This is a genomic window from Bradyrhizobium sp. P2_E8 (genome assembly GCF_056403875.1).
The window spans coordinates 1-14344 of record NZ_JBFUES010000071.1 but is presented as its reverse complement, the minus strand read 5'-3'; the positions used below and the strand labels follow the sequence as shown (position 1 = coordinate 14344).

Here is a 14344-nt window from a genome sequence, read left to right as displayed (position 1 = left end):
GGGCTCCATGGTGCCGGCGATGCCGACCAGCAACAATGGTGAGCACCTCATGGGCCTGCCGCTGCGCGAAGCGCGCGAAGTGTTCGAGCGCGACGATGTGATTGCACAGATCAGCCGTTTTTCAGGAAATAGTTCTCGTACGGCCGAGTTCGTTGGCATGGAACGCTCGGCGCTGCACCGGAAGCTGAAGGCGCTCGGCGTCGGCTGACGCCGAGACGTTGCGTTTGCGCCTCGGGGATAAGCGAGGAAAATCATCGATTTCCGTAGTTTTTCGGGGCAATACGGCGTGGCCTGCCGCGCGAAGCGGCTTGCCTAATAACCCGACCTGTCCTCTAATCGAACCGCTGTTCCTCCGAGGGGGATCTCATGAGGAACGGCAACCRGACGAGGCCCCGAATTTCACCAAGAGGGCCGCAACCGGCGCAATAAAAAGAAACTCAAAGCGAGAAAAAAACAATGGCGGCAGACCGCGCACAAAACCTACAGGACACCTTCCTTAATCACGTTCGCAAAACCAAGACGCCACTGACGATCTTTCTGGTCAACGGAGTGAAGCTCCAGGGCATCGTGACCTGGTTCGACAATTTCTGTTTGCTGCTTCGGCGCGATGGACATTCGCAGCTTGTCTACAAGCATGCGATCTCGACCATCATGCCGGGCGCTCCGATCCAGCTGTTCGAAGGCGGCGAGGATCAGCCGGCTTGAGAGTGATCTGATTGGAACCCCGGAATTTCGACGGGGATGCCGACCGTCCGCGGTCGGCTGGGGCTAAGCAAACGGGGCGGGTGCTTGTCGTCGGCCCCTACTTGCGTGTGCGCGCGGGCGGTGCCGACGCGCAATCGGAAAGTCATGTCGTGCGAGACGCCGAGGCCCGGCTCGACGAAGCCGCCGGCCTCGCGCGCGCGATCGATCTCGTCATCGCCGACGCCATCATCGCGCCGATCAGCCAGATCCGTCCCGCCACCTATATCGGCAAGGGCAAGGTCGAGGAGATCGCCGCGCTGGCCAAGAGCCTCGACGTCGAACTCGTGGTGATGGATTGCGCGCTGGCGCCGATCCAGCAGCGCAACCTCGAGAAGGAGCTGCACGCCAAGGTGCTCGACCGCACCGGCCTGATCCTCGAAATCTTCGGCCGCCGCGCCAAGACCAAGGAGGGCTCGCTCCAGGTCGAGCTTGCGCATCTCAACTATCAGCGTTCTCGCCTCGTGCGATCCTGGACCCATCTGGAACGCCAGCGCGGCGGTTTCGGCTTCATGGGCGGTCCCGGCGAGACGCAGATCGAGGCCGACCGCCGCCTGATCCAGGAGCGCATCTCCAAGCTCGAGAGCGAGCTGAAGAAGGTGCAGGCGACGCGGCGCCTGCATCGCGCCGGACGCCAGCGCGTGCCGTATCGCGTCGTCGCTTTGGTCGGCTACACCAATGCCGGCAAGTCGACGCTGTTCAACCGCCTGACGCGCGCCGACGTGCAGGCGGCCGACATGCTGTTTGCCACGCTCGATCCGACCCTGCGCGCGCTCACCCTGCCGCATGGCGGCAAGGCGATGCTGTCCGACACCGTCGGCTTCATCTCCAATCTGCCGACGCAGCTCGTCGCGGCCTTCCGCGCCACGCTGGAGGAGGTGCTGGAGGCCGACGTCATCCTGCATGTCCGCGACATCTCGCATGAGGACGCCGAGGCGCAGCAGAGCGACGTCGACGCCGTGCTGCGCCAGCTCGGCATCAACCCCGACGATTCCGGCCGCATCATCGAGGTCTGGAACAAGATCGATCGTTACGACGCCGAGCAGCGTGAAGAGCTTTTGAACATCGCCGCGCGCAGGCCGGAGGATCATCCGGCGATGCTGGTCTCGGCCGTGTCAGGCGAGGGGGTCGACGCACTGCTCGCCGCGATCGAGGAACGGCTTGCGGCCAAACGCACGACGCTCGATCTCTCCATCGACGCCGCCGACGGCGCCGGCATCAGCTGGCTGCATCGCAATTCCGAGGTGCTGACGAAAGAGCTGCACGACGGCCGTTTCGACATGACGGTGCGCGTGGACGAGACCAAGCGCGATATCGTGGTGAACCGGTTCGACGCGGTGCCGCATCACGCGGCGTAATCAGTTGGACAGGTCGAGGCGCATGAACTGGTTGTGTGGGCTCGCCTGATAGTCGGCGAACGGCTGGCAGGGTACGAAGCCGACACTGCGGTAGAGCGAGATCGCGGGGGCGTGCAGCGGCGCAGTGCCGGTCTCCAGGCTGAGACGCGCATATCCTCGCTTGCGGCCTTCGACAATGATGTGGTCCAGAATGGCTCGCCCGACCCCGGTCCGCCGCGCAGTGGACGCGGCGCGCATCGACTTCACTTCGCCATGCGTGTCATCGAGTTGCTTGAGGGCGCCGAAGCCGGCCAACGCACCATTGTGCCAGGCGGTCCAGAACGTCACGGATGCGGCCGAAAGACCGCTCGCGTCCAGCGCCTGCGCGTGCTCGCCCATGACGCTGCGGAGCTCTTCCAGATGATGCGCCAGCAAGTCGGCGACATATGGCGCCGTCGGATCGTCTTGCCTGATGTCCACGTCGTCCCCTTGTGTCAGGTGGCGGTCTTGGCCGCATTCCACAGCGCGTCCATCTCCGCGAGCGACGCCTGTTCCAACGTCCGTCCCTGCGCGTCGAGCGCACGTTCGATGAACGCAAACCGCCGCTCGAATTTGGCGTTCGTCGCGCGGAGCGCGGCTTCCGGATCGGCATCGACATGGCGCGCGAGGTTGACGAGTGCGAACATCAGGTCGCCGGTCTCTTCCGCAAGCTCCTCCTTGTCGTTGCGGTCGAGAGCCGCTTCAATCTCGTCGGCTTCCTCGCGGATTTTTGCCAGCACCGCGCGCGGGTCGTTCCAGTCGAAGCCGACGGTCGAGGCCTTGCGCTGCAGCTCCATGGCGCGGGTCAGCGCCGGCTGGCCGGCCTTCACGCCCGTGAGCAGGGACTTGTGCGACGGTGTTGCTTCCGGCGGCCGGCGCGCAGCCCGCTCGGCTTTCTCCTCCGCCTTGATGCGGTCCCAGACTTCCTTGACGTGGGAGGAGGCGAGATTGCCGTCCTTGTCGGCGAAGACATGGGGATGACGCCGGATCATCTTGCGGGTGATGGCCTCGACGACGTCGCCGAAGGCGAACGCGTTCCTTTCCTCCGCCATCTGGGCGTGGAACACGACCTGGAGCAGGAGGTCGCCGAGCTCTTCGCGCAAATCATCGAGATCGCCGCGGCTGATGGCCTCGACCACCTCATAGGCCTCCTCGATCGTGTAGGGCGCGATGGTCGCAAAATCCTGCTCGAGGTCCCAGGGGCAGCCGGTCACCGGCGTGCGCAGCGCCGCCATGATCTCGATCAGGCGGGAAATGTCGCGGGAAGGGGTCATTGAGGGCCATTCTCCTGGGTCCAAAACCTTATGCCAAAAGCGGCCCGCCGATCCCAGCGCAAGGAGGCGGAACAGGCCGATTTCCACCGATTGGCGGGTAGGTCACACAGTGCTAAAGCGCGGGGCCATGAGTGACGCATTCTCATCCRAAACCGCGCTGGTGCTGTTCTCCGGCGGCCAGGATTCCACCACCTGCCTCGCCTGGGCGCTGAGCCGCTTCGCCCGCGTGGAGACGCTGGGGTTCGAGTACGGCCAGCGCCACGCCATCGAGCTCGCCTGCCGCGACCGCCTGCTCGACGGCATCAAGGGCCTTCGCACGGATTGGGCCGCAAAGCTCGGCGAGAGCCACACGCTGTCGATCCCGACCTTGGCCGCAATCTCGGACACGGCGCTGACCCGCGACGTCGCGATCGCGATGGGCGCCGATGGGCTGCCGAACACGTTCGTACCCGGCCGCAATCTGGTGTTCCTGACCTTTGCCGCGGCGCTGGCCTACCGGCGCGGCATCACCCACATCGTCGGCGGCATGTGCGAGACCGACTATTCCGGCTATCCCGACTGCCGTGACGACACCATCCGCGCCATGCAGGCCGCGCTCTCCCTCGGCATGGCGCGGCCCTTCGAGCTGCATACGCCGCTGATGTGGATCGACAAGGCCGCGACCTGGCAGCTCGCGCATGACCTCGGCGGCGACGACCTCATCGATCTCATCCGCGAGCAGTCGCACACCTGCTATCTCGGCGAACGCGGCGCGCAGCATGAATGGGGATACGGGTGCGGCGAGTGCCCGGCGTGCAGCCTGCGGGCGAAGGGGTGGCGGGAGTATGCGGCGGGACGCTGACGCTACACGGTCAGTGTCATCGCCCGCGCAGGCGGGCGATCCAGTATTCCAGAGACCGTGCTTGAGCCGAGAGGCCGCGGCGTACTGGATTCCCCGCCTTCGCGGGGAATGACAGCGTAGGGCTAGGCACGAGCGTGCCAATTACCGAGCTAGCCAAAATCCTCCGGCTTCAGCTCAATCGGCTTGCCGTGCGGTGTCCTGTCCGCCGCGTGGTCCCAGGCGTCGCGGTAGCGGTGCAGCGTTTCCAACGACGCGACGCCCTTGCGCGCAACCAATCCTTCCAGTGTGGCGAGCCAGTGCAAATAGTAGGTTTCGCCCGTATCGGGGTCGCCGGCGGCCTGCGCGCGCTTGATCTCGGAGGCCAAGGCTGCGGCCCATTCGGGCCAGGTGAAGACGCCGCGCTCGTGCAGGCTCAAGGCCATCGCGAACGCATGAGCCTCCCAGGGCGCGCGGAACACCGGGCCGTCGTCATCGCGCGGAATGCTCGGGMTCGCCGCGGTCGCGGCGGCAGCAAGCGTGCTGCTCATCACGCCGGGTCCAGATACGGCTCGAACGCGTCGATCGAGACCTTCGAGGTCGGGTCGCCGTCCGCGCCCCAGAGATCGCTGCCCTCGAACACGACCGTGTAGAGCCATTGCGGATTTTCGCCGAACTCCATCGCCGCCGAGTCCGGAAACACGTGGCAGCCATGGTTCAGCTCGACCACGCCGACATGGCCGCGGACATAGCGCGGCAGCCGCGTGTGCGTCGCCGGATGGATGTTCTTCGCCCGCACGCGATCGCCGATGTTGAATTTCGCTGGCGCCGGAGCAGGGCGGGCGAACTTGCCGCGCACCATCACGCGCTCGACGTTGGCGAGATCGAACTTGCCATGCTTGAGCGCCTTCGCAGGCTGCATCGCGTGGCCGGCGGCGACCTCCTCGCGGGTGAGGTAGCCCTTCTCGATCAGCATCTCCTCAAGCCCGAGAAACCATTTCTTGTAGTAGGAGCTTGACAGGTACACATCCGGCGGCAGCGTCTCGCGATAGAAGCGCGAGGTGTCGATGTTGAAGGCGCCGGCCGCGCCCATCGCGCGCACCATGGCGAGGACACGCGATTCCCAATCCGCATGAAACATTGGCTCGTTGGGTTCGGGCTCGACCTTGCCGAACCCGTCCATGCCACCCATGTCGTGCACGCCGTTCACGACGGCGCTCCGGGCGTCTTGGGAAAGCCGGTGCCGATCATGGAGTCGCGCGTGACGAGCTCCGCGAGCTGCTCCTCGCTCCAGCCCTCCGTGCCCTCGGGGCGCATCGGAAGCACCAGGAAGCGCGTCTCGGCGGTGGAATCCCAAACGCGAACTTCGATATCCCTGGGCAGCGCGACGCCGAAATCGGCGAGCACGCCGCGTGGGTCCTTCACGGCGCGCGAGCGGTAGGGCGCGGCCTTGTACCAGACCGGCGGCAGCCCCAGCATTTCCCAAGGGTAGCAGGAGCACAGCGTGCACACGACCATGTTGTGCCGCTGCGGCGTGTTCTCGACCACGACGAGATGGTCGCCGACGCGGCTGACATGGCCGAGCGTGCCGATCGCCTTGCTGCCGTCCTCGAGCAGCGCCTGCCTGAAGGCCGGATCGGTCCAGGCCTTGGCGACGACGCGCGCGCCGTTGTGCGGACCGATCCTGGTCTCGTAGGCCTGGATGATGGCATCGAGCGCGGCCGGCTCGACATAGCCTTTTTCGGTCAAAATGGTCTCGAGTGCGCGCACGCGCAGCTCGGTCTCGGACAGCTCGGAATGGTCGTGATCGTGGTGGTGATGGTCGCTCATGGACGGAAGATAGTCCCAGAATCCGGGCGTTGTCGAGGCGAAGACTCTGCTAACATCGCGCCATGGGCTTGGCTGCACGAGCTGGAATAACCGCCGCAATCGCGGCTCTTGTCGCACTCGCGGCGCAGGATGCGCGCGCCGCGAATGGCGCCTATGCGGTGGATGCCGCCGACATCTCGGAGGTCGGCTCCTGCAAGGTCGAAAGCTGGATGTCGACTGCTTCCAACACCGATGTCTCGGCGGTCGCCAATCCCTCCTGTGTCATCGATCCGTTCAGGCCGATCGAGCTGAGCATGCAGACCATCCGGGCCCGCAGCGATGGCGACTGGAGCACCACGGTGGCTCCGAAAGCCAAGACGAATTTCATCCCGACCGGCGTCGGCCGGTGGGGCTTGTCGGCCTATGGCGGGGGATCATTCGATGCCGCGACCGGCGAGGCGCTATCCGCCTTCGCGGTCATCCCCGCAACCTTCCGCCTGTCCGAAACCATGCGCATCAACGTCAACGGCGGCTGGCTCTGGGATCGCACCGTGGATCGCCACTACCTGACCTATGGCATCGGCTTCGACTGGAAGTTTACCGACACCTTGCAATGGACGATCGAGGCCTTTGGCCAGGCCGGCGCATCCGAGATCGCAAGCGTCGTGCAGCCGCGCTTCCAGACCGGCGTGCGCTACCGGCCGAACGAGATCTTCTCCGTCGACGTGATCTACGGCCGCAACATCACCGGCGAAAACGCCAACTGGATCACCATCGGCACCACCATTCGGTTTCCGGTCCGCGGCGGCGAGCCGGAGCATCGGCGCACCGGGCATTTGTGACACCAGGGAAAAACAAGCAGCGGGCGGCAGAACCCGCGTCAAGCCATTGATCGCGCCGCGGACAGTCCGTATACGCCGCGCAGGGACAAAAGCGGCCCGGCCAACGGGCGGCACGACGCAACGACAATCGAGGGGGAGGACCCATGGCCGCTAGCTCGCAGGCGCCTGAGGCGAAAGGGTTTCGCTGGAAGCTGGTCGCACCGCTCGTGGTGTGGCTGGCGATCTATCTGTGGCCGGTGCCCGCAGGCCTCAACGTCAATCAGTGGCACTATTTTGCCGTGTTCGCGGCCGTCATCACCGGGCTCATCCTGGAATCGATGCCGGTCGGAGCGGTCGGCCTGATCGGGCTGACGGTCGCCGGCGTCGGCGGCTATATCGATCCCGATCCGACCAAGTCGCTGCGCTGGATGCTTGCGGGCTTTGCCGAGAGCACGGTGTGGCTGATCGTCGGCGCCTTCGTGTTCTCGATCGGCTATCGCAAGAGCCAGCTGGGCCGGCGCATCGCGCTGGTGCTGGTGCAAAAGCTCGGCCGCAACACGCTCGGCCTCGGCTATGCGGTCGCGATGTCGGACTTTCTGCTCGCGCCGGCAACGCCCTCCAACACCGCGCGCAGCGGTGGCATCGTCTATCCCATCATCAGCAACATCCCGCGCATCTACGGCTCCGAGCCGGGACCGACCGCCGGCAGGATCGGCACCTATGTGATGTGGACCGCGTTCGCGGCGACCGCGGTCACCAGCTCGCTGTTCTTCACCGCGCTCGCGCCCAATGCAGCGGCGCTGGCGATCGCCAAGAAGACCGTCGGGGTCGAGGTAAGCTGGGGCCAGTGGTTCATCGGCTTTGCGCCGCTCGGCATCCTCCTGATGATCCTCGTCCCGCTGCTGAGCTACGTGATCTGCCGGCCCGAAGTGAAGCGCAGCCCCGAGATCTCCGAATGGGCGGCAAAGGAGCTCGCGGAGATGGGCCCGATGTCGCGCAACGAGTGGATCATGCTGGCGCTGATCGTGCTCGCGATGTTCCTGTGGATCGCCGGCTCCAGCCCGGACATCCACGTGCCGCTGCTCGGCTCGAATTTCGTCAACGCCACCACCGTCGTCTTCATCGTGATCTCCTTGATGCTGGTGACGGGCGTGATCGAGTTTGCCGACATCGTCAGCGAGAAGAGCGCATGGGAGGTGTTCTTCTATTTCACCTCGCTGCTGACGCTCGCCTCGGGCCTCAACGAGATCGGCTTCATCAAATGGTTCGCGAACGAATACGCAAAGCCGCTCGCCGGGCTGTCGCCGTCAACCGCGATGCTCCTGCTGGTCGCACTGTTCTTCTGGATCCACTATTTCTTCTCCAGCATCACCTCGCATGCCGCCGCGGTGCTGCCCGTCGTGCTCGCGGTCGGATCGGGCATCGCCGACCTGCCGGTCACGACGCTCGCCATGCTCTGCATGTATTCGCTCGGCCTGATGGGCGTGATCTCGCCTTACGCCACGGGGCCGGCGCCGATGTATTTCGGCAGCGGCTATATCGGGAAGGGCCAGTTCTGGGGCTTTGGGCTGATCTTCGGGCTGCTCTATTTCGCCGGCCTCCTGCTGATCGTGCTGCCCTGGTTGCAGTTTGGCAAGTAACCGGGACGAAGGCCGATCRCCCCCGGCAGATGAATTTTCTTCGCCGGGGAGGGATTTGGAAAACTTCGTCCAACTCCCCGCAAATATCTGACATTGCAAGAAAGACCCGTTCGGGTGATGGTGCGTGCTGCGGTGCAGCGCGTTCCACCCGGGCGCTCGGTCGCAGTTTCATCCCCCCGTCGCGCGATGCGACCTGGTTCCCGTGCGCCCCCGGGGCATGCGGGCAAGCGAACTATCGTACATGAAGGCCTCCGCCATGAACGCCCACCAATCGCTCGCGATCGGACAGAGGATCGAGACGCTCGATGCGATTTCACCTGCCGCGACCGAGCCGGACGCGATGGTCCGTTTCGAAGGCATTTCGAAGACCTATCCGGCCTATCGCGGCAAGCCTGGCGTCAACGCCCTGCAAGACATCGACTTCACGATCCCGCGCGGCTCCATCACCGGCGTGATCGGGCGCTCCGGCGCCGGCAAGTCGAGCCTGGTCCGGCTGATCAACGGGCTGGAGAAGCCGACCACGGGACGCGTGATCGTCGATAACAGGGATATCTCGGCGCTGGCGGGCCGCGAGTTGCGGCTGGCGCAGCGCTCGATCGGCATGATCTTCCAGCATTTCAACCTGCTGTCGTCGCGCACCGCGGCCGACAACATCGCGCTGCCGCTCGAGATCGCCGGCTGGGCCAAGTCCGACATCAAGGCCCGCGTCGCCGAGCTGCTCGCTCTCGTCGGCATCGCCGACAAGCACGACCGCTATCCGTCGGAGCTGTCCGGCGGCCAGAAGCAGCGCGTCGGCATTGCGCGGGCGCTGGCGACGCGGCCGAGCGTGCTGCTGTCGGACGAGGCGACGTCCGCGCTCGATCCGCAGACCACGCGCGCGATCCTCGATCTTCTCGCCAACATCAACCGTGAGCTCGGGGTGACCATCGTGCTGATCACCCACGAGATGTCCGTGGTGCGCCAGCTCGCCAGGGAGGTCGTGGTGCTCGACGCCGGCCACGTCGTCGAGAGCGGCCAGGTCGCCGACATCTTCACCCATCCCAAACATCCGATCACGCAGTCCTTCCTGGCCGAGGTGATCGGCGACAGCCTGCCGGTGTCGCTGGCGAGCCGGATCGTGCCGTCCCCGGCTGCCGGCGGGCAGGCCGTGATCCGCGTCCAGGTGCGCGGGGCAGGGGCCGGCGACACGCTGGTGGCGCGGCTCGCGCGCGAACTCGGCCTCGACGTTGGGCTGCTCGCGGCGCGGATCGACGAGATCGGCGGCCAGCATGTGGGCTCGCTCACCCTCGGTATCCCCCTCGGCATGTCCAGCAACGAAGACGCGGTGACGCGGACGCTCGCCTGGCTGTCTCAATATCAATTCCCGGCGGAGCGTCTCGGCTATGTCGCCTGAACTCATCAACCTGGTCATCCAGGCCACCTTCGAAAGCCTGTACATGGTCGGCATCGCGGCGCTGCTCGGCACCGCCTTCGGCCTGCCGCTCGGCGTGTTCCTGGCGACCAGCCGGAGAGGGGAGCTGTTCGCGGCCCCCGTCGTCAATCGGCTGCTCGGCATCGTCGTCAACGCGACGCGCTCCACGCCCTTCATCATCCTGGTCGTGGCCATCATCCCGTTCACGCGGCTCGTGGCCGGTACATCGATCGGCTCGACCGCGGCAATCGTGCCGCTGACCATCGCGTCGACGCCGTTCATCGCGCGTCTCGTCGAGGCTGCGATCCGCGAGGTCGATGACGGCCTGATCGAGACCGCGTCCTCGTTCGGGGCCTCGCCGATGCAGATCGTGCTCAAGGTGCTGATCCCCGAAGCATTGCCCGGCCTGTTGCTGGCGCTGACGCTCGCGGTGGTGAGCCTGCTCGGCTATTCCGCCATGGTCGGCGCCGTCGGCGGCGGGGGCCTGGGGGATCTCGGCATCCGCTACGGCTACCAGCGCTTCATGCCGGAGATTATGCTGGCGGTCGTCGTCGTGCTGATCGCACTGGTCCAGCTCGTCCAGAGCGCCGGCGACTATCTGGCCCGCCGGGTCAACCGCCGGCTGCGGCACCGCTGACATAAGCTTCTCCACATCGGAGACTTCAATGCGCTTTCTGGCAACCCTTGCGGCTGCAGCCTTGCTCGCGACCTCGGCCGAGGCCGAAACCATCCGCGTCGGCGTGACCGCCGGTCCCCATGCCGAGATCATGGACGTCGTGAAGAAGGTCGGCGCCGAGCGCGGCCTCGACATCAAGGTGGTCGAGTTCACCGACTACGTGATCCCGAACCAGGCGCTGGCGCTCAAGGACCTCGAGGCCAACTCCTTCCAGCACGAGCCTTACCTGAAGAACCAGATCGCCAAGACCGGCTGGAAGATCGTCAAGGTCGCCAACACGATCGGCTCGCCGCAGGGCGTCTATTCGCAGAAATACAAGAAGCTCGCAGACCTTCCCGAAGGCGCCCGCGTTGCCATCGCCAACGATCCTTCCAACGGCGCGCGCGGCCTGATGATCCTGGCGCTGCACGGCGTGATCAAGCTGAAGGACCCCAACAACGTCGCCTCGACCATTGCCGACATCACCGACAACTCGAAGAAGCTGCGCTTCGTCGAGCTCGACGCCGCCCAGCTTCCCCGCGCGCTCCAGGACGTCGACGTCGTCTCGATCAACAACAATTACGCGGTGCAGGCCGGCCTCAATCCGGCGACCGATGCGATCGGCGAAAAACCCGATGGCCCCTGGGTCAACATTCTCGCCGTCCGCGAGGAGGACAAGGACAAGCCCTGGGTGAAGCAGTTGGTCGAGGCCTATCACTCCGATCCCGTGAAGGCGTTTCTGGAGACGCGCTTCAAGGGCACCTATCTGCCGACTTGGTAAGGGCTCGGCCGGCAAGGTTCGAGACGCCCGCTTTGCCGGGCTCCTCACCATGAGGGTTTGATATCTCGCCGCGAAATGCGACCTCATCCTGAGGGCCCGCCGGAGGCGGGCGTCTCGAAGGATGGCCGCAAGCGACGTGCTCGCCACGGATCTCGTCACAGAGTAGAAGGCGAGGGCGTCAGGCCGCAAGCCTGGCGCGCCGCAAGGTCTCCGAGGGCAGCTCGGAGAAGTGGCGCTTGTAGTCGAGCGAGAACTGGCTGAAGTGCCAGAAGCCGTGCTGCACGGCGACGTCGTAGACTGAAGCCTCCGCGCAGCCGGCGCGTTTCAGGTCGCGTCGCACGCGGTTCAGCCGCATCGCGCGCCAATAGTGCATCGGGCTCGTGCCCACGACTTCCTGGAAGCAATAGCCGAGCTTGCGCGGGCTCGCGCCGACTGCCTTGCAGATCTCCAGCAGCGACAGCGAGCGATCGCCGCTGCCGTGCATCAGTTCGCGCGCGCGATCGACCGTGCGCTTGCGCGCCGTGGCGCTACGTCCGGGGTCGCTGGGCTGTGCCGTTGGCAGCATGTCCATGATCTCGACGAGGAGGGCGTCCTCCAGCGCTTGCCGGGCGTCGGGATCATCGAACCGTTCAGGAACGGTCGCGATGGTCTCGTGGATCGCGGCAAGATGCGCGCGCAGCCGCGCGACGGGCGCCTCCGCCATCTCGATGACCTGTAACTGGTGCCAGACGCTGCGCGGCAGCGCGATGTCGAGCCGGGCGGCAAGCTCCTCGATCAGGGCCGCGCTGGCGACGACGCCGCGCAGCTCGAACGCCTTCGGCGTGCACATGTCGACCTCGGCATCGATGCAGGCAATCACCTGGGCACCCGCAACGCTGGCGCCGTTGCAATTGACTTCGCCATCGCCGTGCCAGGGCAGGCCGATGCCAAAGCTGCCGGCGCCCAACTGGCCGTACTGGCGGACCTGTTGACTGGTGATCTCGCGGAACACTTCGAGCCGGGGCAAAGAGAGCTGCGTAAAGCTGCCCCGGAAGGCGCCGGCGCTGATCTGGTCGTAGCTCAGCCGCCAGCGGCCGAGCGTGGCGCAGTGCTCATCGACATCCGTGCTGCTGGCCTGAAACAGGCTGGTAGCCGAGTCCTGAATCGGAAGAATTGCGCTTAAGGCCATGACCGCACGTCGGAATTTGCCAGCTCGAAACCTGCAAGAGCTGCGCCAAGACTGGCACGCCTCGCGCCCGAGTCCAGCAAAATATTGCCGGATCTCGATAACGCCCGATGCGGCCTTCCGTGCAGTCTTCTCCCTTACCGTTCCGACATCGCAGTCGGGATCGCCTTGCGGAGGATCGAAATGCGACCGACCGAGATCATGCGCGGCAGCCCGCCCGCGCCCGAGGCCCAGGTGACGTGCGCCAACTGGCGCAGCTTTCCCGCGATCCGCTGGGGTTTCACCCACACCCGCGAGGTGCTGCCGACCGCGGAGGTCCGCCGCTCGGCGCATTCGACGCCGATACGAAGCGCACCTCGCGAGCTGTCAAAGCTCGGCTTCACCGCGCCCGATGGCAAGCCGACCACGATCGAGGCCACGCTGCGCGAGACCTTTGGCGACGCGCTCCTCGTCATGTACCGGGGCACGCTGATCCACGAATGGTACGGCGACGGCATGAGCGCGACCACGCCGCATCTGATCTGCTCGATCAGCAAGTCGATCGCGGGCACGCTCGGCGGCGTGCTGGCCGCGCGCGGGCTGCTCGATTCCGAGGCGAGGGTGGTGCGCTACGTGCCGGAGCTTGAGACGTCCGTCTACGGCAGCTGCACCGTCCGCAACGTGCTCGACATGGCCGTCGCCATCAAGTTCGAAGAGGATTACGAGGACCCCGCCGGCGACGTCGCGCGCTATCGCTTCTCCTCGGGCTGGGACGTGCCACCGCCCGGCCTCGAGCCCGGCCATCAGCGCGCCTATCTTACCACCCTGCGCGGCACCGGCAAGCCGCACGGCAAGGTGTTCCACTACGTCTCGACCAACACCGAGGTGCTCGGCTGGGTCTATGAGCGCGCCTGCGGCATGCCTTATCCGCGCATCCTCTCCGAATATCTCTGGCAGCCAATGGGCGCCGAGGAGGATGGCTCCATGACACTCGACAGCCACGGCATGGGCCGCATCGCCGGTGGGCTCTCGGTCACCGCGCGCGACCTGCTGCGCTTCGGCGAGATGATCCGCTGCCGCGGCGTGGTCGAGGGACGGCAGGTGGTGCCGGGCTGGTGGATCGACGACATCCACGAGAACGGCGATCACCAGGCCTGGACCGACGGCGACCTCGCCGACATCTTCCCTGGCGCCCGCTACCGCAGCAAATGGTACACGATCGATCCCTCGCGGAACGATCTTGCGGGCATCGGAATCCACGGCCAGTGGCTCTATATCGATGCGGCAACCGACACCGTCATCGTCAAGCTCGCGACCCAGCCGAAGGCGATGGACGTGCCGCTCGATCATCGCTGGCTCGCCGCCTTCCGCGCCATCACCGCGCATCTTGCCCCGCGCTGATATCAGGACATCACGATGCTCGATACCGTCAAAGCCAAATCACAGACCGTTGCGCCACATGCGCTCGATCCGCTGACGGCTGAAGAGATCACCGCGGCCTGCACGCTCGTGCGTGCGGCGGCCGCCTCGCCGGAGCACTGCCGCTTCCCGACGGTGCGGCTGGAAGAGCCGACCAAACAGGAGCTGGCCGCAGGCGGGGTAGGGCGTCGCGCCTTCGCGCTGACGCTGGACGTGACCACGGGCGAGGCGATCGAGCACATCGTCGATCTCGGCCGCAACGAGATCATTGCGCGCAAGGTCATTCCGAACCGTGAGGCGCCCTATGGGCAGCCGCCGGTGATGCTGGAAGAGTTCTTCAAGTGCGAGGCCGTGGTGAAAGCCGATCCCGGCTGGCGTGCGGCGATGCTTCGGCGCGGGCTGACCGACAAGGACATCGAGCTGGTCCAGGTCGACCCGTTCTCCTCTGGCTTCTTC

Annotated in this window: 16 protein-coding genes and 1 pseudogene; 11 read left to right on the top strand and 6 right to left on the bottom strand. The window is 65.7% G+C overall.

The genetic code is table 11. From position 1 onward, the window contains the following. The 3 genes from AC1D00_RS06405 to hflX form a co-directional block, all read left to right on the top strand. Positions 1-208 (top strand): helix-turn-helix domain-containing protein (locus AC1D00_RS06405; protein ID WP_477010081.1); only part of this gene is annotated, 208 nt, incomplete at its 5' end. A 248-nt stretch (positions 209-456) separates the two neighbouring features. Beyond that, positions 457-705, top strand: a complete 249-nt coding sequence (gene hfq / locus AC1D00_RS06400) for an RNA chaperone Hfq (RefSeq protein ID WP_007591126.1) — start codon at positions 457-459, stop codon at positions 703-705. 11 nt (positions 706-716) lie between these two features. Further along, a complete protein-coding gene (gene hflX / locus AC1D00_RS06395; RefSeq protein ID WP_167770627.1) occupies positions 717-2099 on the top strand; it encodes a GTPase HflX in 1383 nt (460 codons plus the stop codon). Here hflX and AC1D00_RS06390 read toward each other — a convergent pair whose 3' ends face one another. Together AC1D00_RS06390 and mazG are read right to left on the bottom strand one after the other, a co-directional pair. Beyond that, on the bottom strand, positions 2100-2558 hold the full coding sequence (locus AC1D00_RS06390) for a GNAT family N-acetyltransferase (RefSeq protein ID WP_477010080.1): 459 nt from the start codon (positions 2556-2558) through the stop codon (positions 2100-2102). Positions 2559-2572: 14 nt separating this feature from the next. Then, complete coding sequence (gene mazG, locus AC1D00_RS06385; protein ID WP_404556330.1) at positions 2573-3391, bottom strand: nucleoside triphosphate pyrophosphohydrolase; 819 nt, start codon at positions 3389-3391, stop codon at positions 2573-2575. 127 nt (positions 3392-3518) lie between these two features. Here mazG and queC point away from each other — a divergent pair, with 127 nt between their 5' ends. Then, positions 3519-4232: a 7-cyano-7-deazaguanine synthase QueC gene (gene queC, locus AC1D00_RS06380; RefSeq protein ID WP_477010079.1), complete on the top strand. Its 714-nt coding sequence runs from the start codon at positions 3519-3521 to the stop codon at positions 4230-4232. Between the two features lie 149 nt (positions 4233-4381). On the opposite strand, the gene AC1D00_RS06375 is transcribed toward queC, so the two are convergent. The 3 genes from AC1D00_RS06375 to nthA are packed head-to-tail and all read right to left on the bottom strand — an operon-like array spanning position 4382 to position 6038. Further along, on the bottom strand, positions 4382-4759 hold the full coding sequence (locus AC1D00_RS06375; RefSeq protein ID WP_477010078.1) for a nitrile hydratase accessory protein: 378 nt from the start codon (positions 4757-4759) through the stop codon (positions 4382-4384). Further along, complete coding sequence (gene nthB / locus AC1D00_RS06370) at positions 4759-5418, bottom strand: nitrile hydratase subunit beta (RefSeq protein ID WP_477010077.1); 660 nt, start codon at positions 5416-5418, stop codon at positions 4759-4761. The genes AC1D00_RS06375 and nthB overlap by 1 nt, the downstream gene beginning before the upstream one ends. Next, entirely contained in the window at positions 5415-6038 is a 624-nt protein-coding gene (nthA, locus tag AC1D00_RS06365) for a nitrile hydratase subunit alpha (RefSeq protein ID WP_477010076.1), read from the bottom strand. Before nthA ends, nthB begins: the two co-directional genes overlap by 4 nt. Positions 6039-6100: 62 nt before the next feature. On the opposite strand from nthA, the gene AC1D00_RS06360 reads away from it, so the two are divergent. The 5 genes from AC1D00_RS06360 to AC1D00_RS06340 all read left to right on the top strand — a co-directional run bounded on the left by AC1D00_RS06360 (position 6101) and on the right by AC1D00_RS06340 (position 11325). Then, on the top strand, positions 6101-6859 hold the full coding sequence (locus AC1D00_RS06360) for a hypothetical protein (protein ID WP_477010075.1): 759 nt from the start codon (positions 6101-6103) through the stop codon (positions 6857-6859). Positions 6860-7002: 143 nt separating this feature from the next. Further along, positions 7003-8478 carry a DASS family sodium-coupled anion symporter gene (locus tag AC1D00_RS06355; protein ID WP_135173733.1) on the top strand — a complete coding sequence of 492 codons (1476 nt, stop codon included), beginning with the start codon at positions 7003-7005 and terminating at the stop codon, positions 8476-8478. Positions 8479-8719: 241 nt separating this feature from the next. Beyond that, the gene (locus tag AC1D00_RS06350; RefSeq protein ID WP_477010074.1) at positions 8720-9871 is read left to right on the top strand and encodes a methionine ABC transporter ATP-binding protein; all 1152 of its coding nucleotides are present in this window, start codon (positions 8720-8722) and stop codon (positions 9869-9871) included. Next, positions 9861-10526, top strand: coding sequence for a methionine ABC transporter permease (locus AC1D00_RS06345; protein WP_477010073.1), 666 nt, complete (start codon positions 9861-9863; stop codon positions 10524-10526). The genes AC1D00_RS06350 and AC1D00_RS06345 overlap by 11 nt, the downstream gene beginning before the upstream one ends. A gap of 28 nt (positions 10527-10554) precedes the next feature. Continuing rightward, positions 10555-11325, top strand: coding sequence for a MetQ/NlpA family ABC transporter substrate-binding protein (locus AC1D00_RS06340; RefSeq protein WP_477010072.1), 771 nt, complete (start codon positions 10555-10557; stop codon positions 11323-11325). 178 nt (positions 11326-11503) lie between these two features. Here AC1D00_RS06340 and AC1D00_RS06335 read toward each other — a convergent pair whose 3' ends face one another. Further along, positions 11504-12493, bottom strand: a complete 990-nt coding sequence (locus AC1D00_RS06335) for a helix-turn-helix domain-containing protein (protein WP_477010071.1) — start codon at positions 12491-12493, stop codon at positions 11504-11506. Positions 12494-12673: 180 nt separating this feature from the next. Between AC1D00_RS06335 and AC1D00_RS06330 the strand changes: the two genes are divergently transcribed. Then, positions 12674-13870, top strand: coding sequence for a serine hydrolase domain-containing protein (locus tag AC1D00_RS06330; protein ID WP_477010070.1), 1197 nt, complete (start codon positions 12674-12676; stop codon positions 13868-13870). A gap of 15 nt (positions 13871-13885) precedes the next feature. Beyond that, positions 13886-14344, top strand: a pseudogene (locus AC1D00_RS06325) (primary-amine oxidase); the annotation flags it as partial.

Coding starts and splice junctions, on each gene's coding strand:
- hfq (WP_007591126.1), top strand. CDS start 457: ATGGCGGCAGACCGCGCACAAAACCTACAGGACACCTTCCTTAATCAC.
- mazG (WP_404556330.1), bottom strand. CDS start 3,391: ATGACCCCTTCCCGCGACATTTCCCGCCTGATCGAGATCATGGCGGCG.
- nthA (WP_477010076.1), bottom strand. CDS start 6,038: ATGAGCGACCATCACCACCACGATCACGACCATTCCGAGCTGTCCGAG.
- AC1D00_RS06360 (WP_477010075.1), top strand. CDS start 6,101: ATGGGCTTGGCTGCACGAGCTGGAATAACCGCCGCAATCGCGGCTCTT.
- AC1D00_RS06355 (WP_135173733.1), top strand. CDS start 7,003: ATGGCCGCTAGCTCGCAGGCGCCTGAGGCGAAAGGGTTTCGCTGGAAG.
- AC1D00_RS06350 (WP_477010074.1), top strand. CDS start 8,720: ATGAAGGCCTCCGCCATGAACGCCCACCAATCGCTCGCGATCGGACAG.
- AC1D00_RS06345 (WP_477010073.1), top strand. CDS start 9,861: ATGTCGCCTGAACTCATCAACCTGGTCATCCAGGCCACCTTCGAAAGC.
- AC1D00_RS06340 (WP_477010072.1), top strand. CDS start 10,555: ATGCGCTTTCTGGCAACCCTTGCGGCTGCAGCCTTGCTCGCGACCTCG.
- AC1D00_RS06335 (WP_477010071.1), bottom strand. CDS start 12,493: ATGGCCTTAAGCGCAATTCTTCCGATTCAGGACTCGGCTACCAGCCTG.
- AC1D00_RS06330 (WP_477010070.1), top strand. CDS start 12,674: ATGCGACCGACCGAGATCATGCGCGGCAGCCCGCCCGCGCCCGAGGCC.